Here is a 25442-nt window from a genome sequence, read left to right as displayed (position 1 = left end):
CCGGCGTTGCCACGGCACCATTACGGCGAGCCGTTGCCGAAAACCTTGGCCGGGCTGCAAACGCTCGGACTACTAAATAGTATTACGATTTATTTTTCAAGCAGCATTTAATCGACTATAAATCCTTTCATCGGATGAAATCCGATCAAATAGTATGACCAATAAGTCAGGCGCGCCTGCACCCTGCGCGTTCAGGGCGATGCGCCGGCCTTTCACAACAACAATAAAAGCGGGTAGAACAGATGAAAAAGCAGGTTCTTATCAGCACTTTCGGACTGTCTTTGATGATCGCCACCCTCACCGCCCATGCCGCGGCCCTGTCCAGCGAACGCAGCACCTTCGGCACCTTGCCCGATGGCACTGCCGTGGAAAAATACACCCTGAGCAATAGCAACGGCCTGCAGGCCAGCATCATCACCTACGGCGCAACCCTGCAGTCGTTGCTGATGCCGGACAAGAACGGCAAGGTCGAAGACGTCGTGCTGGGTTTCGATGACGTCAAGGGTTACCAGGACAACGGCACCGTGTATTTCGGCGCGACCATCGGACGCTTCGGCAACCGGCTGGCCGGCGGCACGTTTGAACTCGACGGCAAGACCTATCGCGTGCCGCTCAACGACAAGACCAATGCCCTGCACGGCGGCAGCCAGGGCTTCGACAAGCGGATCTGGAAAGCCGAGAGCATTCGTTCCGACGACGCGGTCGCGGTGAAACTGAGTTACCTGTCGCCCGACGGCGAGATGGGCTTTCCCGGCGCGCTGCTGACGGAAGTCACCTACAGCCTCAACGACCGCGACGAGCTGAAAATCGATTACCGGGCCACCACTGATAAACCGACGGTGCTCAACCTGACCAATCACAGTTACTTCAACCTGGCCGGCGCCGGCAACGGCGACATTCTCAAGCAGGTCGCCACCCTGCACGCTTCGCACTACACGCCGGTCAACGAGAAGCTGATTCCGACCGGCCAACTGCCCGCTGTTGCCGGAACGCCGCTGGACTTCCTCACTCCCACCGCGTTCGGCAAGCACATCAAAGACAACCATCCGCAACTCAAGTTTGCCGAGCCTAAACAAGGCGGCTTCGACTTCAACTGGGTGCTGGACACCCAGGGCGACGTGACCAGACTGGCCGCCGAAGTCAGCGATCCGCAGTCGGGCCGCCGCCTGCAATTGTTCACCACCGAACCGGGCGTGCAGCTCTACACCGGTAACTTCCTGGACGGCAGCATCCATGGCAAGGGCGGCAAACAGTATCCGCACTGGGGCGCGTTTACCCTGGAAACCCAGCACTACCCGGACGCCCCCAACCAGCCTGGCTTCCCCAGCACTCGCCTTGATCCGGGCAAGACTTACACCCAGACCACCGTGTTCAAATTCCTCAGCAGATAATGCGTTCTGTCGCACAGGCCACGATTCGTGGGCCTGTGCGCTGAAAAACGTCTTAAGCTGAACCGGTCGACATCTGAGCAGTACGACATCCCACACCTCCAGCTACCTGAGGATGATGACATGTCCACTCAGTTCTCCGATCACGACACCCTCGAACGCGTCAAAGACCCCTCTGCCGCCACCCGCTCCGCCCCTCGACACCCTCCGGCCGTGGATCACGCTCGCCTGGCGGCGCAATGGCTGGCATGCGAAGAGTGCATTGCCGCATTGAGGGTTGCCGATCCCGGCCGCGGACGCTTCAGCCCTTTGCGCGAAACCATCGAACCCGACGCGCCGCAACACTGGACGCCCACCGCGAGGCGCAACCAGACCATTGACCAGTTGTGCAGAGACCACCGCTTGCTGCTGGCCATCCACGCCGAGCGGGTCATCTGGCGACGCCCTTACAGCCCGCGGGATTGACGCCTGCCATTCATCGGCCACCAGGGCTGCGACAGCGCTGACGCTTGTAGTGACGCATGCGACCCTATACTGTACATGCAAACAGTAGCGGGTATTTTCATGCAGCTTATCGACAAGCTCAGCATTCTGGCGGACGCCGCCAAGTACGATGCTTCGTGCGCCAGCAGTGGCGCGCCGAAACGCAGTTCGCAAGGCAAGTCGGGGCTGGGCTCGACCAATGGCATGGGCATCTGCCACAGCTATACGCCGGACGGCCGCTGCGTGTCGCTGCTGAAAATCCTGCTGACCAATTTCTGCCTGTACGACTGCCAGTACTGCGTCAACCGCCGCTCCAGCGACGTGCCGCGCGCGCGCTTCAGCCCCGAGGAAGTGGTGACCCTGACCCTGGACTTCTATCGGCGCAACTGCGTCAGCGGGCTGTTCCTGAGTTCCGGCATCATTCGCTCGGCGGACTACACCATGGAGCAGTTGGTGGAAGTCGCCAGGCTGCTGCGCGAGGTCCACGAATTTCGCGGCTACATCCACCTCAAGACCATTCCCGACGCCGACCCCGCGCTCATCGAAAAAGCCGGGCGCTACGCTGACCGCCTGAGTGTCAACATCGAGCTGCCCACCGACCAAAGCCTGCAGACCCTGGCGCCGGAAAAGGACGTCGCCTCGATCAAGCAGGCCATGCGCACTATCTATACCGGTGAAGAAACGGTGCGCAACGAACCGCGCTCGCCACGCTTCGCCCCGGCCGGGCAAAGCACGCAGATGATCGTGGGCGCCGACGCTACCGACGACAGCACCATCCTGCACAGTGCCCAGACGCTGTACAGCAACTTCAAGTTGCGCCGGGTCTATTACTCGGCGTTCAGCCCGATTCCCAACAGCCCGGACAGTGTTCCGCTGGCTGCCCCGCCGTTGATGCGCGAGCACCGCTTGTATCAGGCCGACTTCCTGCTGCGCGGCTATGGCTTTACCGCCGGTGAACTGCTCAAGGGCCCCGGCGATCTGGCGCTGGATATCGACCCCAAACTGGCGTGGGCGCTGGACAACAGGCAGGTTTTCCCGCTGGACCTGAACCTGGCCGACCCATCGCTGATCGCGCGGATTCCCGGCATCGGCATCCGTACCACGCAGCGGCTGGTGGAGCTACGGCGCCAGCGGCGCATTCGCTATGAAGACCTGACCCGGCTACGCTGCATCCTGGCCAAAGCCAAGCCATTCATCATCACCAGCGATTACCACCCGCCGCAGTCGGAAGTCAGCAGCGCGCATTTGCACCAGCAACTGCGCGACCGGCCGCAGCCTCAGCAAATGGGACTGTGGGGATGATCTGCCTGGACTGCGACGACCTCTTTGACACGTGGCGCCAGCAGGCACGCTGGTTGCTCAGCCACCAGATCGACCCCAGCCGGGTCAGCTGGAAAGCGCCGGATGCGGCCGACCTGTTTTGCAGCGATGAAGAATTGCCGGAGCAGACCGGGCCTTTTCAGGCACGGGTGCCGCTGGAATTGCTGACCATGCTGGAAAGCGCTTCGGCGTATCGCGGGGACCAGCGCTGGAGCCTGCTGTACGAAGTGCTGTGGCGGGTCAGCCATGGCGACCGCACGGCCATGCTCGCCGGTGACAAGCTGGGCAGCGAGCTGCACCGGCGCCTCAAGTCCATCAGCCGCGAAGCGCATCACCTGCATGCGTTCCTGCGGTTCGTGGCGTTGCCGCCGGCTGATCCGGATGCCGACGCCCAGACCTTGCGCCCTGAATATGTCGCCTGGCACGAACCGGCGCACGACATTCTGCACAGCGCCAGCCAGCACTTTATCGGCCGCATGGGCCAGCATCGCTGGCTGATCGCAACGCCGCAGGACGGCGTGTATTACGACGGCCATCGGTTGATCCATGAACGCCGCTGCCCCGAAGGGTGGCAGCGTATGGCCCGGCAAGTGGACGACCCCCACGGTGAGTTGTGGCTGACCTATTACAGCCACATCTTCAACCCGGCACGCCTGAACCCCAAGGTCATGCAGGGCCACCTGCCGTCGCGCTTCTGGAAGAACCTGCCGGAAGGTCCGCTGATCCCGGCGCTGATCACCCAGGCCCGCACCGGCAAGCAACGCGACGGTCAGGCCAGTGACATCGGCGCCAGACGCGGCAAGAAGATTGCGCTCAAGCCGTAACAGGCTCGCGCGCCACGGTGCTCATGCGGCGCTGAACTGCTGCCGGTATTGGTTGGGCGTGACGCCGATGCGTTCACAGAAGACTTTTCTCATGTAGCGGGCGCTGCCGAAGCCGCAGCGGGTCGCGACGGTCTTGAGCGGCAGGTCGGTGCCTTCCAGCATCCGGCGAGCGTGGTCGATCCTGGCGTTCTGTACGAACTGCATGGGGGTCAGATTGACTTCACGCTGGAAGGCCCGGGCAAAATTTCGCGGACTCATGGCCGCCCTGTCCGCCATGCTCTGAACCGTGAATGCCTGGTCGATATGGTCGACGATATACGCCTGCACCTTGGCGATGGGCGACCCGTCGCGCGGCACCGCCGCCAGCAGCGGTCCGTACTGGGCCTGACCGCCCTGACGCTTCATGACCACCAGCAGAACCTTGGCGACCTCCAAAGCAAGTTCCTTGCCGTGGTCTTCGGCCACCACTGCCAGGGCCATGTCGATACCGGCGGTAATGCCTCCGGACGTGATCAGGTTGCGGTCTATGACATAGATCTGCTCGGTTTCCACTTTGCATTCCGGATAACGCTGCGCCAGGCGCTCCACATAATTCCAGTGGGTGGTACAGCGATAGCCGTTGAGCAGTCCTGCCTCGCCCAGCAGAAACACGCCGGTGCAGATGGCGCCAAAGCGCCTGGCGGTGCGCGTGGCCTCGGGCAGCCAGGCCTGAATCGCCGGATGCGCGACGTCGTAGGCACCCGGGCCGCCCGGCACCAACAGCAGATCGATGTGGGCAGGCGCCTCGGTCAGGGGCAAGTCAGCCATCGCCCGCAGGCCGCAGGAACCGCGCACCCATCCGTCGCCGACACCCAGGGTCAGCAGGCGATAGTGTCGCTCTTCGGGCAGGAAGCGATTGGCTATGGAAAAGGCATCCATGGGGCCGGAGACGTCAAGCATGAGCACTCCGTCAAAGAGCACCATCGCGATCGTCTTCATTGACTTGCCGTTTTGCATGTGTCGTTCGCCTGCGTGCGAGCCCGCCGCAGCAGGCCCAGAGCTCCCGGCGATGCCCGATTCCCGTGTGCAGGGCGGCATCGCAGAGGGTTGAGCGAGGCAAAATAGCATTTATTCTCAATAAAGTGACCCCGTAGTGTTCAGGGTCATGGTGCGGGGCTAATCGCCGACCGGCAGGGTGAATCTCATACGGCAGCCGCCGCACGGCGAGGTCTGCGCATACAGACCGCCGCCGTGGGCGCGCACCACCGAACTGCAGATCGCCAGCCCCATGCCCAGGCCGTTGGTCTTGGTGGAGTAGAACGCACCGAAAATCTTCTCCCGCTCATCGGCGGGAATTCCCGGGCCGTTGTCGTCGACGCAGACCTCGACTTCCGCGCCGATGATCCTTGAGGTGATGCGCAACGCACCGTCGCCGCTGCGAAATCCGGACAAGGCCTCCAAGCCGTTCATGAGCAGGTTGTACACCAGTTGCTGGATCTGGACCGGATCGGCCATCACCCGGACACAGGCGTCCAGCTCCGTTTCAAGCTTGACGCCTTGCTTGACGACTTCGGCGCAGGTCAGCCGTACCACCTGCGCAATCACCTCGTCGGGGTCGATCGGTTTGAGCTGGGCCGGGGATTGCTTGGCCAGGGCGCGTAACGCTTTGACAATGCCGGCCGCTCTCTCGCTGTCGGCGCGGATGTCTTCAAGCCCGGCAATCGCCTCGTCCAGGTCCGGGCTGTCCCGTTTCAGCCAGCGCAGGCTCGCCGATGCGTTGGAGGTGATGCCCAACAGCGGCTGACTGATTTCGTGGGCGATGGACGCTGACAACTCGCCCATCACTTGCAGGTGCGAACTGCGCGCCAGCTCGGCCCGCGAGCGCCGCAACTGTTCTTCCATCTGCGCCTTGATCTGGTTGTCCTCGGCCAGCCGGGTGAAGAGCTTGGCCGCTTGCAGGGACACCGCCGCCTGGGACGCGAGGATTTCCAGCATCGCCAGGCGTTGCGAGCTGAACAGATTGGGCACCAGACGATTTTCAAGGTAGACCAGACCGATCAGCACGCCCTGTTTGACCAGCGGCAGGCAAAGCACCGACCGAGCGTTTCGCTGCTGCAACTCGGTTCTGAATGCTTGCGGACATTCCTGCTGGGCATCGTGCAGCACGAAATTGGTTTTGGTGCGCATGGTTGCGTTGAGCACCGACAGCGGCCCCTGGGTCAGGAATTTCTGGCAGTTCTCGGTGGTTACCCGCACGCCCTCGCCGTCGACATCGGCCACCGACGCCATCTGAAACTCAGCGCCGCTGACGATCAGTAAAGCACCATGATCCGCTCCCGAGTGCTGCATCAGATGGCTCATCAGCGTCTCGATCAGCCGCTCCAGCAGCACTTCCTCGGACAACGCCCGGGCCGCTTCGATACCCACTTCCAGATCGAGCTTGGCCTGGGACGTGCTGCGGAAGGTCTCTTGAACCGGCTGGATGCGCAGAAACGGATGCAGTGTTTCCAGTTGGCGGACCTTGCCGTTGGCGCCCCAGATATGAAAGCAGTCTCGGGCCACGCGCAGGTGCAGGTTGGCGCCCGAGATCAGGCCACTGGGAATGCAGACTTCCGCCAGTTGCTCGTGGGCCAGCGCTTGCTCGTGAATGAAGCCTGCGGCAGCGGCGGCGATCTGCGCCTGGTCAAAGCACCGAATCGCCACCAGGCCATCCCCGTTGAGCTTGGCAATCACACCCTCTATCAGCAGCAGCTTGTTGCGAAAGGTGGTCGGGTTGAGCGCGGCCCACTGTTTGAATCGATCACGGTGACGATGCAACGTCTCAAGTTTTTCTTCGATGGTTCCCGGCGCTTCGGGGCTGCCCAGGGTCAGGCCGTAGAACAGGTAGAAATCCGACAGACTGATGTGCGCCGGTGCCGACCAGGTGACGGTCTGCGCGGCCTCGAACCTGCGCACCGCGCCGGGAATGTCGCCCAGGTAGAAGGCTGACATGCCCGAGTAGAGCCAGGCAAAGAACAGCGTGGTCCTGGACAGCGGCGCGCCGTTTAGAGCGTCAGGCAGATCGGTCTCGACAGCGTCCGGCTCGGTCATCGGCGGCGTGGGCGAGCCGTCCGAAAGGGCCGTGACGAAGCGTTGCTGCGCCACCAGAATCCGTTCGACATCGGCGTAGTCATACTGCCGAACCACCTCCAGGCCGCGGTCGATCACCTTGGTCACCTCCTGCAGGTGATCACCCATGATCAGCGCGTCCGATACCAGATGATTGCAGGCATAACAGGCCATCGCCAGATCGCCGCTCAGATGGCCCGAATCCACCGCTTCCCTGGCCTTTTGCCGGGAATACTCCATCGGCGCGGTCCAGGCGCTGACCTGGTCGAGCGCCACCAGCGCCGCGGTCAGGTCGGCTTCGAAGCCATGCTGTTCGATCAGCTTGAGGGCGACCAGGCTGCAGGAATAGCCGTCCTGGTATTCACCGAACAGCTCGGCAATCATCACGCCATACCAGGAAAACCCGTAGGTGCTGCCCGGAGCGATGCCGAACATCAGCGACAGCTCGATGATCTTCGCCAGGTGCAGGAAGCGAATGTCGTCCTCGACGAAGAACGACGAACCCAGGGTTGCCAGCAACTCGATCGCCACTTCGACTTCCGGGTCCCACATCCTGGGCAGCGACTCGAGCCCGAACAGCCCGCGCTCGGTGATCAGCTGCTTGATTCTGGCGTGCTCGGCGGCGACCACCTCCGGCAGGTGACCGCGCGGCAGGCAAATGCCCAGCGCGGCAAGGCCCTTGAGCGCTTCGTCAATCGCCGCCTCGTAGTCCGAACGCAGCGTCAGCAGCTTGGCCTTGAGCTTGTGGGCGCGGGCCCGCTCGATCACCGAAGCGGCGCGCTGCATGCACGCCTGGATCTTGATTTCCGCGCGGCCCATGTTGGACAGCAACATGTCGCACTCGGCCGCCTGACACATGATGGCGAACGCGAGGTTGCGCTCCGAGCAGGTCGCCCGGCTCGACTGCTGGAGTTCTTCAGCCGAGGCCAGATAACCTGCGGCCTGATCGTAGGCGGCTGCGTCACGCGCCCGTGCTGCGGCTTCCAGCAGCAAGGTGATGAAATCCTCGGCCTGGTTCGGCGCGTAGGCGCCCTTGTCCGACAAATGCACGTGATTGGCGACCTCGAACGTCGCCTGATGCAGTCGGTCGCGCCACAACTCGCGCATGGCGATTGCAATCACGGCGTGTTGCCGGGGGCGCTGCCCGAGGGGGGTCAATTCGTAGGCCGCCTCCAGCACTCGGTCGTGGGTGAAGGACAGGCCGCCCTGGGCGATGCTCAGGAATCCGGCACTGGCCAGCCCTTTCAGGCTGTTGCTCAGGCGGTCGGGGTCGATAGCGGCCAGCGAGGCCAGCAGCACCTCATCGCACTTGCCTCCTACCGCCGCCGCCAGACGCAGGATTTCCCGCTGGGCGGTGGGCAGTCGCCGCAGACGGTGGATCATCAGCTCGGCCACGTTGTCGGCATAGCGGTGCCGTGCCACATCCTGCAACGACCATGACCAGCACATGCGCTGGCTGTCGAACTCGACCAGTTTGTCTTCGACCATGACCTTGAGGATCTGGTTGACGAAGAATGGATTGCCCGCGGTTTTCTCGTGCACCAGCCGGGCCACTTCCACCACCGTGGCGGCGCCGGTGTGGAAGCGCTGGGCGATCAGCGCAGTGACGGCGTCCACCGACAGCGGCGGCAGGCAGACGCTGTGGTGAGTCAGCAGCGCGGAGCCTGCCAGTTGCTGAAGGCTGGCCTGCATGGCGTCGGGGCTGTCTTCATCATCGGTTCGGTACGCCAGCACCAGCAGCGTGTTGCGCAACGGACGGGACAGGTATTCCTTCAACAGGCAGTGCGTGGAATCGTCGGCCCACTGCATGTCGTCGAGAAAGATCACCAGCGGCTGGCCGGGGGAACCGAAGAATTCGAGAAAATCGAGAATGGCGCGGTTTTCCTTCTCCAGCGCCAGGCGCGTGGGTTTTTCCGGAAAGTCGTCCATGGGGCCGATGATCAGTTTCAGGTAGGGCGCCAGCTTGGCCAGCAGCCTGCCCCGGCCTTTCAAACGGCTCGCTATGTCCGCCTTGATCGAGTCCAGGTCGGTGCTGTTCTTGATCAGCAGCTGGGTGGTCAGCGAACCCAGTATGTCGGTCCATGGGCCGTAGGGAATGGCCTGCTCAAGGGTCGCGCATTTCCCCGAGGCCCAGTAATGGTTGCTGTGCAACCGCAGCGACGAGGTGACCAGGCTGGATTTTCCGCTGCCCGCAGGGCCCGCTACGGTCAGGACACGCGGGCTGCTGTCGCGACGCAGCGTGCGCAGGGTATTGGCGAGCAAGGCCTGTTCGTCGTTGCGGCCGAACAGCACATCGCTGCCTACCGAGGACACATCCGCCGTACCCAGGGTGAAATCGGCGATGGAGCGGTCGGCTGACCACTGGCGCAGGCAATGGGCGAAATCCGCCGCCAGCGCCTTGGCCGTCTGGTAGCGGGCGCTGGGTTCCTTGGCCAGGGTTTTGACCAGAATCCGGCTGAGCATAGGTGGAACGGCCGGCTTCACCTCGGCCGGCGGCCTGGCCTGGACACCTGCATGAAGGTGACGCCAGTGCGACTTGTCCCTGCCGGCCAGCGGCAGCTCACCGACCAGCAATTGGTACAGCACCGCGCCCAGCGCGTATATATCGCTGCGCTGGTCAGTGAGCGAGCCGTGCGGGCAGACCTGCTCGGGCGCCAGGTAATTCCAGTGATCGGTGGTTGAGCTGTCGGTGTTGATCAGTTCGAGGGTGTCGGCGCGAAAGCAGCTCAAGCGCACCGAGCCGTTGTCACTCACGATGAAGTGCTGGCCCTGCAAAGAACCGTGGATGACGCCTTTTTCATGGGCCTGGGCGAGGGATCTGGCCGCGTTGGTGGCCAGGGTCAGGAGTCGTTCGAGAGACACACCGCCGGCGGCGATCAGGTCACTGAAGCTGGGTTCCGGGCACGGTGGATAAATCATCAACGGCCCTTCGGCTGAACGCACGAACGCCACCGGCAGAATCGCCCAGTCCGGCTCCAGTCCGATCCGATAGTCGCGTTCCAGACGCTGGCACGCCGCCGGCGACTCGATGGGCGCTCGGGCGGCCAGCCAGGTCTTGCGGGTCTGGGCATCGAAAAGCTCGCAGTACGTCAGCTCACCTTCATGCCGGCGCAGGGAGACGCTGCATCGACTGAGCCACTGCTCGTCCATCACCATGTGCTCGCTGAGCAGCGTGTGAGGAAGACGTTCTTCTAGCATCGTGCCACCATCCTGAGCCACCCGTGTCGTCTCGGGCCGAGTATACGCACGGCGCTTCGCTTGAAACCCGTCAGCGCCGGGTTTGGCAGAATGAGGTCCCTTGATGACTGTTCAGTGCCCCTTGGCAGGCATGTGAGGGGTTACAACGTGACGCTGCCATCGATGCAGGTCACGGTTTGGCCGCCCACCCAGATGTCCTCGCCGATGCGCTGGACATGCACTCTGCCCTCGCGCCCCATGGCGGTGCCCTGGCTGGCGATGTAGCGGTCCGGCGCCAGACCTTCTTCGATCAGCCACCGCGCAATGCCCGCATTGAGACTGCCGGTGACCGGGTCTTCCGGCATGCCGTCGCCCGGTACAAAGGCCCGGACTTCAAACTGCGCCTGGTCACCGTCCTGTTGTGGCTCCCACGGCGCGAACACGCCGAGCACTTGCCCTTGCAGCTTGTTGTAATCCGGCCTGATTGCCAGCACGGCGGCCCGGTTCGCCAGACGCAGGGCCAGCCAGCCTGGACCATTGTCCACCCAGCGCGCATCCAGAATGGCACCCTGCTCCAGCCGCAAGCCCTGGCGCATCCGCTCGATCAACCCGGCGTCCACCGGACCCGCTCGCAGCAACGGCGGCGCGGTAAATGCCAGTTGCCCGCCGATTCGGCGGATGCGCACCAGGCCAATCCCGCACTCCTGCACGATCTCCTCGCCCTTGGGCGTTTCACCACTTTCCAGCCAGGCATGACAGCTGCCCAAGGTCGGATGGCCAGCGAACGGTAATTCGCTCAGCGTGGTAAAGATCCGTACCCGGTAGTCCGCTCGAGGGTCGGTGGGTTCGAGCAGAAAAGTGGTTTCACTCAGGTTGGTCCAGCGGGCAAACGCCGCCATGCGTGCATCGCTCAGCCCGTCGGCCCCAAGCACCACGGCCAGCGGATTGCCCAGCAAAGGCCGATCTGTGAACACATCCACTTGTTTGAACTTGAACGACGGCATCGCAGGGTTCCCTTTGCAATTGATGTTCTAAAGCGGCAATCAGCGCCCGCTGGGCTTGGGCGCACTGTCGTCGCGTTGATCGAGGCTGACCCGGAAGGTGGTGTAGGTGTCGCCGTCAGCCAGGTACAGATCGCTTCTGTACGACTGGACCGCGCCGCGTATCTGGATCTTCAGGCCATTGGCGACTTTCTGAATGGCCACATCCTCAAGGGCGGTGTCGGACACCAGAAACGGCAGTTTCTTGCCCAGCCGCACACTCATCACCTGGGAGCTGGCTTCGACATCATCGATGTAGAACCTCAGGGACGACGGTTCGGAGGCGTCATGGCCGTTGCGCATGACGTACACCCATTGGCCGGGAATGAACGGCTGCTTGAGCACGATCTCGGGCGAATATTGTGGGCGAATCAAATAGAAAAACAGGGCGATTGCCAGCACCCCGAACAACACTATCCACGCCAGAACCTTTCTTCGCAGTGTCTGGTTTGTCTCCAGTTCAGGCATACACGCTACTCTCATGGCCAGGGTTTCGGTGGCACTTTCCGGGTAAAAGTCAGGTCTGGAGATTACCATCTCACTCACTCCTCGACATGGAACCGACTAATGCCCGACAGCCCATCCGTGGAAATACTTGCCCAGGCCATGGTCCAGCGGCCCTTTGTGGTGTTGACCGGCGCCGGGATGAGCACTGCCTCGGGCATCCCGGATTATCGGGACCAGGACGGGGTGCGTCGCGGCAAACAGCCGATGATGTTCCAGGAGTTCGCCGGCAACCCCGCCGCGCGCCAGCGTTACTGGGCGCGGGCCATGCTGGGCTGGCCGCGGATCCGCGCTGCGCAGCCCAACGTGGCCCATCAGGCGCTCGCCGCTTTACAGGAAAACGCGCGAATCACCGGGTTGATCACCCAGAACGTGGATGCGCTGCACAGCAAGGCTGGAAGCCTGGACGTGATCGAACTGCACGGCAATCTGCATCGCGTGGTGTGCCTGGATTGCCGTCAGGGTTTCGAGCGGGCCGAGATCCAGCACACGCTGCTGGCGCAGAACCCGTATCTGGCCGGCGTCGACGCCGTTCAGGCACCGGATGGCGACACCCTGCTCGACCCGGCGTTCGAGGCGGCCTTCCAGGTGCCGCACTGCACCCGGTGCGGCGGAGAACGGCTCAAACCGGATGTGGTGTTTTTCGGCGAAAACGTGGCCCCGTCCACCGCCGCCAGTGCGATGGACAGTATCGAGCAGGCGGCAGGCTTGCTGGTGGTGGGCAGTTCCCTCATGGCCTGGTCGGCGTTTCGTCTGTGCCGGGCAATGGTCGAGGCGGGAAAGCCGGTGATTGCCATCAATTTCGGCAAGACCCGCGGCGACGACCTGCTGACCCACAAGCTTCAGGAGCCGTGCGAGGTGCTGTTGCCGGCCCTGGTCGAGCGCCTGGCTCGCTCTGCCTAGAACAGCCCCAGCTGACCGCCGATCAAGGTGGCGAAATCGTCATCCACGAACGGCAGGATTGCATCGGCCAAAGGCTGCAACTGGCGCGTGACGTAATGATCGTAGTCGATGGGCGCGCGACGGATTTCCAGAGGCTCAGGCCCGTTGACGGTCATCACATAGCTGATCCAGCCGCCGCTCTGGTACTGCCGCGGCCTGCCCTGCCGGTCGTTGTATTCGTCGGCGATTCGCGCCGCTCGCACATGGGGCGGCACCACCCGCTCGTAGTCATCGAGGCGTCGGCGCAGCCGCTTGCGATAGACCAGAAGGTCATCCATCTCGCCGGCCAGGGTGCCACGCACATAGTCGCGCACATAATCCTGATACGGCTGACGCTTGAAAATGCGCAGGTACAGCTCCTGCTGGAACTGCCGGGCCAGCGGCGACCAGTCGGTACGCACGGTTTCCAGACCCTTGTAGATCATTTCTTCCGTGCCGTCTGCCGCAGTGACCAACCCCGCGTAGCGTTTCTTGCTGCCTTCTTCGGCACCTCGCACCGTGGGCATCAGGAACCGCCGGAAGTGCGTCTCGTATTGCAGCTCCAGCGCGCTGGTCAGCCCGTATTCGACGCTCAGGTGCTCGCGCCACCAGTCGTTGACTTCTCGCACCAGCGCCTGGCCGATGGCGGCGGCTTCCTGCTGGCCGTGGGGGCGCCCGAGCCAGACGAACGTGGAATCGGTATCACCATAGATCACGGTGTAGCCCCGAGCCTGAATCAGCTCGCGGGTCTTGAGCATGATTTCGTGCCCGCGCAGGGTGATGGATGACGCCAGCCGCGGGTCGAAAAAACGACAGCCGCTGGAACCCAGCACACCGTAGAACGCGTTCATGATGATCTTCAGTGCCTGGGACAACGGCGCGTTGCGCTCGCGCTTGGCCGCCTCGCGCCCCTGCCAGACCCGTTCGACGATGGCCGGCAGGCTGTGCCGGGTGCGGGAAAACCGTGCGCCGCGGAAACCCGGCACCGACAGGTTCGGGTCGGGCTCGTGCAGGCCCTCGATCAGGCCGACCGGGTCAATGAGAAATGTGCGGATGATCGACGGATACAGACTCTTGTAGTCCAGCACCAGCACCGACTCATACAGGCCCGGTTGTGAATCCATCACGAACCCGCCGGGGCTGGCTTCCGGCAAGCGCTCGCCCTGGTTGGGCGCGACGAAACCCTGGCGGTGCATCAGCGGAATGTACAAATGACAGAACGCGGCCACCGAGCCGCCGCTGCGGTCGGCGGGCAGGCCGGTGACCGTGGCGCGCTCCAGCAAAAAGGTCAGCAGTTCGGTCCTGGCGAAGATCCGCGTCACCAGTTCGCAGTCCTTGATGTTGTAGCGGGCCAGCGCTGGCTTGTCCTCGGCGAACATGCGATTGATTTCGTCCATGCGCTGGTAAGGCGTGTCGATGGCCTTGCCGTCGCCGAGCAGCGTGCGGGAAACGTTCTCCAGGCTGAATGACGGAAAGCTCCAGGTGGCCGAACGCAGGGCCTCGACGCCATCGATCACCAGACGCCCGCTGACTTCGGCGAAGAAATGATTGTTGCGGCTGCCGTGTTCCCGCCAGCCCATGACGTCGCCGCCGCGCCCCAACCGCAACGGCACGTGCAGGCGCTGAGCATGTTCGTGCAGCACCCGCAGGTCGAACTGCACCACGTTCCAGCCGATGATGGCATCCGGGTCGTGGTTGGCCAGCCAGGCATTGAGGCGTTCCAGCAATTGCGCCCGGGTGTCGCAGTATTCCAGCTGGAAATCCAGCGCTTCCGCGGCGCCATTGGGCGGCCCGAGCATGTACACGTCGCGTCGTCCGCAACCCTCGATGGCTATCGAATACAGCTCGCCGCGCGCGGTGGTTTCGATGTCCAGCGAAGCCAGTTTCAGTTGCGGGCGATAATCGGGGGCAGCCTTGATCTGGGCATTGCACAGCACGCCGTCGGCATCCGGCGTGCCGCCGAACAGCACCGGCGCGGTGATGAAGCGCTCCATCAGGTAGCGTTCCGGCGGGCGGATATCGGCCTCATAGACGTCGACGTTGCCCTTGCGCAGCAACTTCTCGATGTTCATCAGTTGCCTGTATTGCAGGCAGTAAACGCCCAGAACCGGCCGATGACGGAAGTCGCGTAACGCCAGTGCCTTGAACTCGACACCGCGCTCGGCCCGCAGCAGGGCCTTGGCACGTTCACCCTGTTCGGCAGGAATGAAGGCGACGGATGGCTGACACGGCAAGCGGATCTGGCGCGGCCCCTGGTCGGTCGCCAGCCAGAACTCGATGAGCGTGCCCTGCGGCGTATCCTGCCAGTGACGGCTCAGGATAAAACCCTGTTGTAACTCCAATGAACCACCTCGGTGAACGGTTTCAGCCGCCATTCTACGTGGCATTGCCCATGACATGCAGGCTGCCGCGGCCATTCAAGAAACCGTGGCCCGGGCCGATACGCCTTGAGACGGCAGCGCCCTTGAGCCTCGGATGGAATCCTGCTTCGCGGCCGTCGAGCCAACGGTAGCGAAACTCATGAGTCCGCATTCGATGCAGACCCTCGGCGTGACCGCACAACTCCTTATTCTTGTCGTTATTGATCGTGGAAGTGGCAGTCATGAAGTTGCCGACAGCGCCCGAGGCCAGCCACCGGGCGGACTCAAGTCACCTGTTTGTCGCCCGGCGAGCCCTGTTCGCGGTGGTCGGTGTGCTGATCGTAATCTCGGTCACCATGATCGGCTCGCTGTCGTATGTCGCCTGGCAACTCAACCGGCACGAATTCCAGCACAGCCAGCATATGGTCGAGCAGGTCTGGCGGTCTCGGCTCAAAAGCATCATTTCCTCGACCCGTGATAACGCATTCTGGGGCGATGCCTACCAGCATCTGCACATCGACACCGACAGTGATTGGGCCTTTGTGCGTGGCAACCTGGGTGCGTCGCTCTACACTGATTTCCAGTTCGAAGGCGTATTCGTGGTCGGGCCGGACGACCGCACCCGCTACGCGGTGATCGGCGGCGAACTGGCGGACCGGCAGCTGGAAAGCTGGCTCGGCGCCTTGCCCAAGCGCCTGATCCAGCAGGCCCGCGACGGCGCCGCCGATGAGCAGGCGTTCACCCAGGTCCAGCCCATGGGCGAGCACCCGGTGCTGCTGTCGGCTGCGGCCCTGACGCCCGGCGAAAACCCGGATGTGGAGATGACTGACGACCCGCAATCGGTGCTGATCCTGGCTTATCGCCTGACGCCCCTGAAACTCGACCAGATCGGGACCGACTATGACATCGCCAACCTGCGCACCCCGCTCGACGGCGCCGATGCCGTAGCCGCACCGGCAGTGCGCGCCGGGGAACTGGTGCTGCGCTGGGACCCGGAGCGCCCCGGCGACAAGTTGATCAACGGCCTGTTGCCGGTGTTGCTGCTGTTGCTCGCGGCCCTGGCGGTCGGCACGTTCGTGGTGTTCCGCAAGAGCTTTCATACCGCACGCCTGATGGACAAGCAGCTGCTGGCGATTACTGCCGGACAAGCCGCGCTGCTTCATCAGTCCCGGCATGACGCCCTGACCGGCCTGCCTAACCGGACACACATGCAGACCTTTCTGCAGGCCGAGCTGCAACGGCTGCCGACCCGCGAAGCACCCGTGGTGATGCTCAGCCTCGACCTGGACAACTTCAAGGCGATCAACGATGTGTTCGGCCACAGCGGCGGCGACAGCGTGCTGCGCGAAGTTGCGCTGCGGCTGCAGGGCTGCATAGCCCGCCAGGACCTGCTGGTCCGGCATGGCGGGGACGAATTCATTCTGATCACCACCAGCCTGCTCGACATGCCGGCCATCCATGGGTTGTGCAGGCAGTTGATCCAGCGCATCGCCGAGCCTTTCACCGTCAACGGACAGGACGTGTTCATTGGCCTGAGCATCGGCATCGCCCTGTGTCCGGCAGACGCTTGCGCATCGTGCGAGCTGCTGAAGTTTTCCGACCTGGCGCTGTACGAAGCCAAGAAAGCCGGGCGCAATACCTGGCGCTTCTACGAGCAGGCAATGACCACCCGTATCACCGAGCGCCGCGAGCTGGAAAAGGATCTGCGGGCGGCCATCGGCGCCGACCAGTTTACCCTGCGCTACCAACCGCGCTATCACATCTCCAGCGGCAGGATCGCCGGGGCCGAGGCGTTGATCCGCTGGGAACACCCCACCCGTGGCTTATGCATGCCGGATCGTTTCATCGGCCTGGCCGAGGAAAACGGCTCGATCATCGCATTGAGCGACTGGGTCATGCACCGGGCCTGCAGCGATGCCGTGCGCTGGGAAGACTCGCTGATCGTCTCGGTCAACATCTCTGCCGTGGAGTTCCGCACCCCAGGTCTGGTCGAGCGGGTGCGCAACGTGCTGGCCGCGACCGGCCTGCCCAGCCGGCGCCTGGAGCTGGAGGTCACCGAACGGGTGATGATCGATGACGCAGAAGCGGGACTGAACGTCATGACCGCCTTGAAAGCGCTGGGGGTGCGGTTGTCGATGGACGATTTCGGCACCGGGTACTCGTCGCTGAGCTACCTCAAATCCTTTCCGTTCGATGGGTTGAAGATCGACCGCAGTTTCATCAACGAGATCGAGGACAGCGCCCAGAGCCAGTCCATCGTACAGGCGATCATCCAGCTGGGTCGCTCGCTGTCGTTGACCATCACCGCCGAAGGTGTCGAGACGGCCCGGCAGCTGGCCTACCTCAAGAGTTTCGATTGTGATGAAGCCCAGGGTTACTTGCTCAGCAAGCCCATGCCACTGGAGGCATTCGTCCAGGCCATGGCCGCTCAAGAGGTCCAGGCGACCGCCGGCACAGCTTGACATGACGTTTTTCGCCACCTGACGGCCGCTTTCACGCCAGCTTCGCGCAGGTCATTTGTTGATGCTGTAGCAGCCCCGGTTTGCGGGCCTACACTCACAAGGTCCCAGACTCCGGAGAACGCCATGACCACCGTCGCCCAGTTGCTGAAATTGAAAGCCGAGCAGCACCAGCAGGTGCACACCATAGGCCCGGAGCAGATGGTGCTCGACGCGCTCAGGCTGATGGCGGACAAGAACATCGGTGCCCTGCCGGTGGTCGACAACGGCCGACTGGTCGGTGTGGTGAGCGAGCGCGACTATGCGCGCAAGATGATCCTCAAGGGCCGTTCTTCGGTGGGTACGCCGGTCAGCGCGATCATGAGCAGCAAAGTCATCACCGTTGATTCGCAACAGAGTATCGAAGCCTGCATGGGCATCATGACCGACAACCGCCTGCGCCACCTGCCGGTGCTGGAGAACGGTCAGTTGCTGGGCCTGCTGTCGATCGGCGACCTGGTCAAGGAAGCCATCGCCGAACAGGCCAGCCTGATCCGGCAGCTGGAACAGTACATTCGCGGCGACGTCTGAACGGGCCGCGGTCAGTCGTCCAGGGTCTTGCCCTGCGGCGCGCCCTTGCCCGGTTTCGCGGCCTTGTCGGCGGGCGCCGGCTGCGCCTCAGGGGCCGGAGGCGGCACGGCCGCTTCCCGCTCGCGCATCGGCATCTGGTCAATGGTGGTGAACAGCTCCTTGGGATCGACCGTGCCGGACTTCTCGATCTTTTTCTCGCCGTCCTTGCCCACCAGAATGACCTTGGTCTGCGCACCCGCGCCCAGTTTCAACTCCCGGATCAGCGCCATGGTGGACTGCGCATCCATGGCCTTGCCGTTACGCTCGCCAATGGTGTTGACCACCGTGTACAGCACCATGTTGCGCTGCGCGAACGCCTCACGATTGGCGGGTTCATCAAGGGCTTTCTTGAGGCTGACCAGCGTGGGGTCTACCGTACTGGGAGCGATGATGATCAACGGGCGGGTCTTGCCGCGCTCCTGGGCCAGCGGGGTATCGCCTTCGGCTGCCAGGGTCGGGGCAGCGACGACCAGCCAGGTAGCGAACATGGCGACCGGCGCCAGTGACCGGATGAGCAATGACCGGATGTGCATAAAGGGCTCCTGTGAAATCCATGGGTGAACATTACGCATAGAGACTTCCGATTGACAGTGCCGTTCTATCGCATATGCGTTCTGACGGTATAGTCCAGGATCGCCCTGCCTCCCAATGACCCGACTCAGGCGCAGCGCTCCCAAGGTTGCCCGGCGACCCCCTTGAGCGTGTTCGATACGCCCAGGGCGATCAGCTCCACTTCGGCGGCATTCAGGGTCAGGGGCGGCAGCAGGCGGATCGTCGTGCTGCGCGTGACATTGATCAACAGTCGGTGCTCGACCGCCGCCCGCAGGACAAGGTCAGCCACCGGCTCATGCAGCTCGATACCGATCATCAAGCCCTGCCCCCGGATCGCTTTCACGTTCGGGTGACCGTCCAGCAACTGAGCGAGACGGGCGCGCAACCGCCGACCCTGTTCGTCGGCATTGGCGACCAGGCCTTGCTGCTCGATGATCTCGATCACCGTACAACCGGCCCGGCACGCCAGCGGGTTGCCGCCAAACGTGCTGCCGTGGCTGCCGGGGGTGAACAGCCGTGCGGCATTGCCACGCGCCAGGCAGGCGCCAATGGGAATGCCATTGCCCAGCCCCTTGGCCAGGGTAATCACGTCGGGCTGCAGCGTCTGGTGCTGAAAGCCGAACCACTGGCCGGTGCGGCCCATGCCGGTCTGGATTTCATCGATCATCAGCAGCCAGTTGCGCCGACTGCAGCGCTCGCGCAAGGCCTGCAGATAGCCGGCCGGTGCCACATGCACGCCGCTCTCGCCTTGCACGGGCTCCACCAGGATCGCGGCAATGCGCGCACCGTGCTGCTCGATCATCCGATCGAGGGCATTCAAGTCGCCAAACGGCACTTTGATGAAGTCGCCGGGCAGCGCGCCGAAACCCAGGCGCACCGCCGGGCCGTCGCTGGCGGACAAGGTCCCCAGAGTGCGGCCGTGGAACGCGTTATCCATGACCACCACCAGCGGGCGCTCGATGCCTTTATGCCAGCCGTGCAGGCGCGCCAGTTTCAACGCGGTCTCATTGGCCTCCGCCCCGGAATTATTGAAGAAAGCCCTCTCCATCCCGGACAGTTCGCCCAGCTTGCGGGCCAATCGTTGCTGCCAGTCAATGCCATACAGATTGGAGGTGTGCAACAGTAACCCGGCCTGTTCGCAGATTGCCGCCACCAGCGCCGGATGGCTGTGGCCGACGCTGGTCACCGCCACACCGGCCACCGCATCCAGATATTCCCGCCCTTGCTGATCCCACACGCGAGTACCCAGGCCGCGGCAAAAGCTCAGGGGCAACGGTTTATAGGTGGTCATCAGGCAGCTAGCGCTCATCGCAGGAATCTCCAGTGGCTGTACGGCGTTGCGATGCAGTATGGTTAGGCACCCAGGCTGCATAAAGAGCGCTTTCCTTTAACCATATTCAATCCAGGCTTGATAATGGATCTGTTCCAGGCAATGTCGGTGTACGTGAAGGTTGTCGAGGCCGGCAGCATGACGGCAGCGGCCCAAGAGTGTTCGATCTCGACCACCATGGTTGGCAACCATTTGCGCGCCCTGGAGCAGCGCCTTGGTGTCAGCCTGCTCAAAAGAACCACCCGCCGGCAACGCTTGACCGAATTCGGCACTGCCTATTACGAGCGCTGCGTGGAAGTGCTGGGGCTGGTCAACGAATCCGAACAGCTAGCCGAACAGGCCCAGGACGAACCGTCGGGCGTGCTGCGCATCACCGCACCCCTGACTTTCGGCAGCGAAGTACTGGCGCCGGCACTGTGCGAATTCTCAAGACGCTACCCGGATGTGAAGCTTGACCTGCTGCTGACCAACCAGCGGCTCGACCTGATCGACAACGGCTTCGATGTGGCGATTCGACTCGGCAAGGTGCCAGACTCGACGCGGCTGATCGCTCGTCCGCTGGAGGATTACACGCTGACCATCTGCGCCTCGCCCGACTATCTGGCTCGCCATGGCACGCCACTGGCGCCCGGCGACCTGGCGCGGCACCATTGCCTGGCCTTCGCCTACCCGGCCGGTGACGACTGGAGCGCGGTGGAAAAACACTGGCGCCTGAGCGGGCCGGACGGCGAGGTGACGGTGGAGGTCAGTGGGCCGATGGTGATGAACACCTCGTCGGGCCTGTACCAGGCCGCCCGGGCCGGCGGCGGTATCGTGATGCTGCCTGACGCGCTGGTCCGGCAGGATCTGCAGGACGGACGGCTGGTCGCCTTACTGCCCGACTATCGCCTGCCCTGCCGGCCGATGCATCTGCTCTACGTCCAGGACCGTTATCGCTTGCCCAAGCTGCGCCGCTTCGTGGATTTCGTGCTTGAGCAATGGAATCGGCCGGGCGGGCAACGCTGAGCCGCAGGCTACATCCACAGTCTCCGATGTCGCGGCGCCTGGACGAACGCCTGATGCAAGTCCCTGGCGTCCACCTGTCGCTCATGTGCGTCGAGCGACAAGGCCTGGCGCAAGACCGCCCGGCAGGCCTTGGGCAGGCTGCGCGGCATGCGCAGGAGCCGGTCGAGACGTTCGGCCCTGGCCCGCACAGCGTCCAGGCGCAAGAACGGGTGGGTTCCGGACGCCAGTTCATAAATCACACAGGCAACCGCGTAGACGTCCGCCGCCGGCGTCAACAGCCCGCGCTCCAGCAGTTCAGGGGCGGCATAGGCAGGCGTCCAGGCCACGGTGCGCTGGCGACACAGCCCGGGCAGGCCCTCCAGCACACCGTCAAGAGCCTGACCCAGGCCGAAGTCGAACAGCCTGACGCCGCGATCGGTAAGCATCACGTTGGCGGGTTTCAAATCCCCGTGAACGATACCGCAGTCGTGGGCGTGCCTGAGTGCGTCGAGCAATGGAATGACGATCTCCCGCACTTCCGGCCAGGGCAGACCTTCCGGTCGCTCGCGCTGCAACTGCTTGAGGGTCAGCCCGCACATCAGCTCCATCGTGAAGAACGCCTGACGCCTGCGGTGATCAATGTCGAACCGCTCGACCCGCACCACATGCTGGTGATGCACCAGCCGGGTCAGGGCAAACTCTCGGTGCAGCAGCAGCGCGCCGTCGGGCGCCTGCGCATGTTCCTCGTCGAGCAGTTTGATCGCGACATGGGGGTCGCTGGCGCCCAGTTGCTCGCACAGCAGATCCCGCGCCCGGTACACTCGGCTGACGCCACCGACCCCCAGGATGCGTTCGATCCGGTAGCGCCCGGTCAGCACATCACCCACGTTCATCACAGCTGCGCCGGCAATCGGAAGCGGCGCAGTGCGCTGGCGTCGAACGGGTTGGGGGAGCGCTGACTCATCAGCAGATAGTTGGCGCGCAGGCCACCGACCTCGGCCTTGAACACCAGCACGTCGCGCCCTTCAAGGGACTCGATTTCCATCAGGTCCAGCAGGCGGAACAGTGACCACGGCCCGGTGTTCTTCTCGATGCCTATCGCCCGACCCGCCATCGGCTCCAGCACCAGTGCCGCCCGGCCATCATCCACCTCGGTGGGCCACTTGAACCCGGTGGACTGGACCGGTCCGTGGCGATACTCGCTGAGCTGGTCTCCCAGGCGGAACTCCGCACGGCTCACCGCCGGATCGAGCGTGTAGGGTTCGAGCTTGAACTGCACCTGAGGCTCGTCGGCACTGTGGGCAAAGAAGCTTTTGCGAATGGCCTGGACGTTGGCCAGCTGATCCAGCCATGCCCGGCTCATCGGTACACTTAAACCGTCCACCGAACGAAGCCGGTAGCTTCCCGGCTCGCCGCTGACGAACGCTTTCAGGTAAGTGTCGAAAAACCGCTCGGCGATACCCTGCGCCTTGAAGAACTCCCGGAAATCGTTGAGCGCCACATCGCTGCTGCTGTGCGCATGGAACGGGTAGCGCTTGTCCAGCGCCTGAGTGTAGAAACGGTAGACCTCATCCTGATAGCGCTGGTTGAGATGCCGATAGGTTTCCTGAAGCACGAACGCCCAGCTGTCCTCGGCCAGGGTGCCGAACCAGCCAGCGACCGGTTGCGGCAGTTGCCCGACCCGGCTGCGCAGCTCGCTCAAGGCATCGCGCTGGCCGGTCATCCGCGCTCTGGCCACGTCGAACGCCACCAGTTCCGGTTGCCCCGAACGCCCCAGGCTGGCCAGTTGCAGCTGCACGTCGCTGAGCGCCTCCAGCACCGACAGCAGATCTGCGGCCGGGCCATTGTTGTCATCCAGCAGCCGATGCAGCGGTTCGAACCGTCTTTGCAGGGCCTTCTTCGCCGTATCCGGCAAGACTCCAGCTGCGGCTTCCTGCGCCAGCCCCGCCACCGCCACCACTGCCTTGCCGGCCACGCCGCCTGCCGCCGGCGTCTGCTGCGCGGCTGCGGGTTCGACCGGGGCCGGCACGGCGAAGCGCGTGTGTTCCCGAATTTGCCCCAGCAGTTGCAGCAGCGGCGAACTGGCCGCGATCAGACCGGCCATTTGTGTAGCCCCCTGGCGGGCGCCTTCGAAAGGTTGCAGCGATACCTGGCCCAGCGCCTCGCTCCAATGCTGCGCGTAGTCGCGAAAGTACAGTTGCTCCAGCTCCACCAACAAACCGCGCAGTTCCCCAGGCTCCATGCCGCTGTTGTCACCGAGCACCCAGTTGTCATGAAGTATTTCGGTCACGGCACGGGATCCGCGGGCAACGAAATACTGCTGGTAGCCCTGACGGGTATAGAAGCCTGGGATCGGGTAATCGGTGCCGGCAAACAGATTGCCCTGGCTGCCCAGATGCTGCGCCAGACGGTAATCAGGACTGCTGCGCGCCTGATCCCGCAGGATGCGGTAGACCGCGCCGGCCAGGGATTCGCCTCGCAGGACCTGCCGGGCCTGGGCCACCAGCATGTCATCCAGAGGATGGACGAAGGGCTGGTCGAGCAGCCGATCAAGATGGCTGTTGAGTTCGGTCTGCACCTGAGCGTCACCGGCGTAGCGCAACGCCCAGTCACTGGCCACCCGGTCTTGCAACCAGGCTCGGTCCCGACGTTCACGCAGGTTGAGCATCAGGTAGGCGCGCAGACTCGGCAGCAGCTGCTCGCGGTCGGTGAGGCTGGCTCGAATCTGCGCCTCTAACTGGCGGGCCAACCGTGGCAGCAGCTGGCGTTGCAGTTCGTTGTCATAGGCAGCGGACACGATCCGGTTGGCCGGCTCGCCCTGATACAGGCCGCCGCGCTCATGCAGCGCCGCCTGAGCGATGTCTGGAAACACGCGGCTGGCCTGGGATGCGGTATTGAGCACCGGCAGCGTTGCCAGCAGGTCGTCGCCCGGGTTCAGCGCGCCGCGCTGCTCCAGCAGGCGGCCGGCCAGATTACGCAGCTGTTCCAGACGCTGATGATTGGCGGAGAAACCCGTCGCCCACAACGTGCCGCACCCCAGCAGCACGCCGATCACCAGGGCAAAGCCCGCGCGCTGCCCCCAGGCGATGCGCCGGCGCACGTCCCTGTCGAGCGTCGCCAGGCTCGACTCCGGGAAAATCACCCGGCTGAGCAGGTCATGGATGAAACGCGCCCCAACCGTACTCAATACCGGCAACCGGCTGCCCGCTTCCGCTCGGGCCGGCTCGTGATCGGCATCGGCCCCTGCCACGACGCCGACATGCGGCGCACGGGTCAGGTAGTAGCCACGCAACCGGCTGGCCCGTTGGTAACGGTTGCCGGCAAAGGCCAGTTCCGCGAGCAGGCACAGGTTGTGGCCGATGCGGCCCAGCTGGTGAGGAAAATCCAGGATCAAGCCTCGCCGGGCAATGCCCCGCGCCTGATGCACCCGACCCAGCGCCTGACCGTTCAAGCGCGCCAGCAACGCCTCGAACGCCTGGCGCAACTGAGCGCCATCGCTGCCGTTACTGCCCGGCTCGAAGGTCGTGCCCAGCACCTGGCCGGCCTCTTCCCGCGACAACTGCTCGAAGAATTCGTCGAAACCGGGCAGTGCATCGGCCCTGGTCAGCACCAGATAGACCGGCACATCGATTCGCAGCAGGCGGTGCACCTCCTGCAGACGCTCGCGCACCGTGGCGGCGAGGCGTTCGACGCGCAACTCTTGAGCATCGAGCAGTGCTTCCACCGGCAAGGCCACCAGCACGCCGTTGAGGGGCCGTGATCGGCGGCGGGTGCGCAACAGGTCAAGCAGGTTCAGCCAGGCGGCGCCATCGACCCGCTGCTGAACCTGACTGAAGTAGCGGCCCGCGGTATCCAGAATCACCGCCTGATCGGAAAAGTACCAGTCGCAGCCACGGCTGCCGCGGATATCCCGGGTCAGGCTGCGCTCGACCTTGTTGAGCGGGAAGTCCAGGCCGGAAAAATCCAGCAGGCTGGTCTTGCCGCTTCCTTGCGGACCGATCAGCAGGTACCACGGCAGCTCCCGACGCGCCTGGCCGTCGCGGCTGGCGTACAGCGTGGACTGGGCCAGCACTCGCTCGGCCTCCGAGAAGCGGGCCCGCAGGGCCTGGCGTTCGTCGGCGATCAACGCGTCCTGCTGGAGCATTTCCTGAACCGCAGGCGTCGCCGGGTCCTGCGCGGCAGTGCCCTGTCGACCGGCAAACGCCATGACCAGTCCCCAGAGCAGCAACAGCAGGCTGATGGAGAGCAGACGTGCCGTCGGGCTTTCCCAGAATTTGTGATCGGCCACTGCCAGCCACGGGCCGGCAAACCAGATCACCAGGTTCAGCGCCAGGACCAGCAACAGCGTCCAGGTCCGGGTCTGGCGCAACAGGCCCACAAGTTTCATGAACAGGTTTTTCATTA

Annotated in this window: 18 protein-coding genes; 8 read left to right on the top strand and 10 right to left on the bottom strand. The window is 63.7% G+C overall.

Annotated elements, in window-relative coordinates; translation table 11 throughout:
- Positions 1-242: 242 nt before the first annotated feature.
- The 4 genes from EGJ27_RS19445 (at position 243) to EGJ27_RS19430 (ending at position 4015) form a co-directional block, all read left to right on the top strand.
- Positions 243-1391 (top strand): aldose epimerase family protein, encoded by a 1149-nt coding sequence (locus EGJ27_RS19445; protein ID WP_125832361.1) that lies wholly within the window; start codon positions 243-245, stop codon positions 1389-1391.
- A 120-nt stretch (positions 1392-1511) separates the two neighbouring features.
- Complete coding sequence (locus EGJ27_RS19440) at positions 1512-1853, top strand: hypothetical protein (protein ID WP_125832360.1); 342 nt, start codon at positions 1512-1514, stop codon at positions 1851-1853.
- Between the two features lie 99 nt (positions 1854-1952).
- Positions 1953-3173 (top strand): putative DNA modification/repair radical SAM protein, encoded by a 1221-nt coding sequence (locus EGJ27_RS19435; RefSeq protein ID WP_125832359.1) that lies wholly within the window; start codon positions 1953-1955, stop codon positions 3171-3173.
- Positions 3170-4015 carry a TIGR03915 family putative DNA repair protein gene (locus EGJ27_RS19430; protein WP_125832358.1) on the top strand — a complete coding sequence of 282 codons (846 nt, stop codon included), beginning with the start codon at positions 3170-3172 and terminating at the stop codon, positions 4013-4015. The genes EGJ27_RS19435 and EGJ27_RS19430 overlap by 4 nt, the downstream gene beginning before the upstream one ends.
- A gap of 21 nt (positions 4016-4036) precedes the next feature.
- Here the strand turns inward: EGJ27_RS19430 and EGJ27_RS19425 are convergent, their stop codons facing one another.
- The 4 genes from EGJ27_RS19425 to EGJ27_RS19410 form a co-directional block, all read right to left on the bottom strand.
- Positions 4037-4993 (bottom strand): GlxA family transcriptional regulator, encoded by a 957-nt coding sequence (locus EGJ27_RS19425; protein ID WP_371920871.1) that lies wholly within the window; start codon positions 4991-4993, stop codon positions 4037-4039.
- A 177-nt stretch (positions 4994-5170) separates the two neighbouring features.
- Positions 5171-10300 carry an ATP-binding sensor histidine kinase gene (locus tag EGJ27_RS19420; RefSeq protein WP_125832356.1) on the bottom strand — a complete coding sequence of 1710 codons (5130 nt, stop codon included), beginning with the start codon at positions 10298-10300 and terminating at the stop codon, positions 5171-5173.
- Positions 10301-10440: 140 nt separating this feature from the next.
- Positions 10441-11283, bottom strand: a complete 843-nt coding sequence (locus EGJ27_RS19415; RefSeq protein WP_125832355.1) for a PhzF family phenazine biosynthesis protein — start codon at positions 11281-11283, stop codon at positions 10441-10443.
- A gap of 39 nt (positions 11284-11322) precedes the next feature.
- Positions 11323-11856, bottom strand: coding sequence for a hypothetical protein (locus EGJ27_RS19410; protein ID WP_125832354.1), 534 nt, complete (start codon positions 11854-11856; stop codon positions 11323-11325).
- 30 nt (positions 11857-11886) lie between these two features.
- On the opposite strand from EGJ27_RS19410, the gene EGJ27_RS19405 reads away from it, so the two are divergent.
- A complete protein-coding gene (locus EGJ27_RS19405; protein WP_125832353.1) occupies positions 11887-12726 on the top strand; it encodes an NAD-dependent protein deacetylase in 840 nt (279 codons plus the stop codon).
- Here EGJ27_RS19405 and EGJ27_RS19400 read toward each other — a convergent pair.
- Both EGJ27_RS19400 and EGJ27_RS19395 read right to left on the bottom strand, forming a co-directional pair.
- Positions 12723-15086 carry a DNA polymerase II gene (locus EGJ27_RS19400; protein ID WP_125832352.1) on the bottom strand — a complete coding sequence of 788 codons (2364 nt, stop codon included), beginning with the start codon at positions 15084-15086 and terminating at the stop codon, positions 12723-12725. The genes EGJ27_RS19405 and EGJ27_RS19400 overlap by 4 nt on opposite strands.
- Before the next feature lie 34 nt (positions 15087-15120).
- Entirely contained in the window at positions 15121-15348 is a 228-nt protein-coding gene (locus EGJ27_RS19395) for a hypothetical protein (RefSeq protein ID WP_125832351.1), read from the bottom strand.
- On the opposite strand from EGJ27_RS19395, the gene EGJ27_RS19390 reads away from it, so the two are divergent.
- Together EGJ27_RS19390 and EGJ27_RS19385 are read left to right on the top strand one after the other, a co-directional pair.
- Entirely contained in the window at positions 15347-17566 is a 2220-nt protein-coding gene (locus EGJ27_RS19390; RefSeq protein ID WP_125832350.1) for a bifunctional diguanylate cyclase/phosphodiesterase, read from the top strand. The genes EGJ27_RS19395 and EGJ27_RS19390 overlap by 2 nt on opposite strands.
- Positions 17567-17689: 123 nt before the next feature.
- Entirely contained in the window at positions 17690-18133 is a 444-nt protein-coding gene (locus EGJ27_RS19385; RefSeq protein ID WP_125832349.1) for a CBS domain-containing protein, read from the top strand.
- A gap of 11 nt (positions 18134-18144) precedes the next feature.
- On the opposite strand, the gene EGJ27_RS19380 is transcribed toward EGJ27_RS19385, so the two are convergent.
- Entirely contained in the window at positions 18145-18690 is a 546-nt protein-coding gene (locus EGJ27_RS19380) for a DUF4174 domain-containing protein (protein WP_177523063.1), read from the bottom strand.
- Between the two features lie 140 nt (positions 18691-18830).
- On the bottom strand, positions 18831-20033 hold the full coding sequence (locus EGJ27_RS19375) for an aspartate aminotransferase family protein (protein WP_125832348.1): 1203 nt from the start codon (positions 20031-20033) through the stop codon (positions 18831-18833).
- 105 nt (positions 20034-20138) lie between these two features.
- Here EGJ27_RS19375 and EGJ27_RS19370 point away from each other — a divergent pair, with 105 nt between their 5' ends.
- Positions 20139-21059 carry a LysR family transcriptional regulator gene (locus EGJ27_RS19370; protein WP_125832347.1) on the top strand — a complete coding sequence of 307 codons (921 nt, stop codon included), beginning with the start codon at positions 20139-20141 and terminating at the stop codon, positions 21057-21059.
- Positions 21060-21067: 8 nt separating this feature from the next.
- Here the strand turns inward: EGJ27_RS19370 and EGJ27_RS19365 are convergent, their stop codons facing one another.
- Both EGJ27_RS19365 and tssM read right to left on the bottom strand, forming a co-directional pair.
- Positions 21068-21931 carry a serine/threonine-protein kinase gene (locus tag EGJ27_RS19365; RefSeq protein ID WP_125832346.1) on the bottom strand — a complete coding sequence of 288 codons (864 nt, stop codon included), beginning with the start codon at positions 21929-21931 and terminating at the stop codon, positions 21068-21070.
- Positions 21931-25440 (bottom strand): type VI secretion system membrane subunit TssM, encoded by a 3510-nt coding sequence (tssM, locus tag EGJ27_RS19360; protein WP_125832345.1) that lies wholly within the window; start codon positions 25438-25440, stop codon positions 21931-21933. Before tssM ends, EGJ27_RS19365 begins: the two co-directional genes overlap by 1 nt.
- Positions 25441-25442 lie beyond the last annotated feature (2 nt).

Source organism: Pseudomonas sp. v388 (assembly GCF_003935425.1).
Lineage (GTDB): Bacteria > Pseudomonadota > Gammaproteobacteria > Pseudomonadales > Pseudomonadaceae > Aquipseudomonas.
The sequence above is the reverse complement of the archived record's forward strand: the minus strand, read 5'-3'. Positions and strand labels throughout refer to the sequence as shown.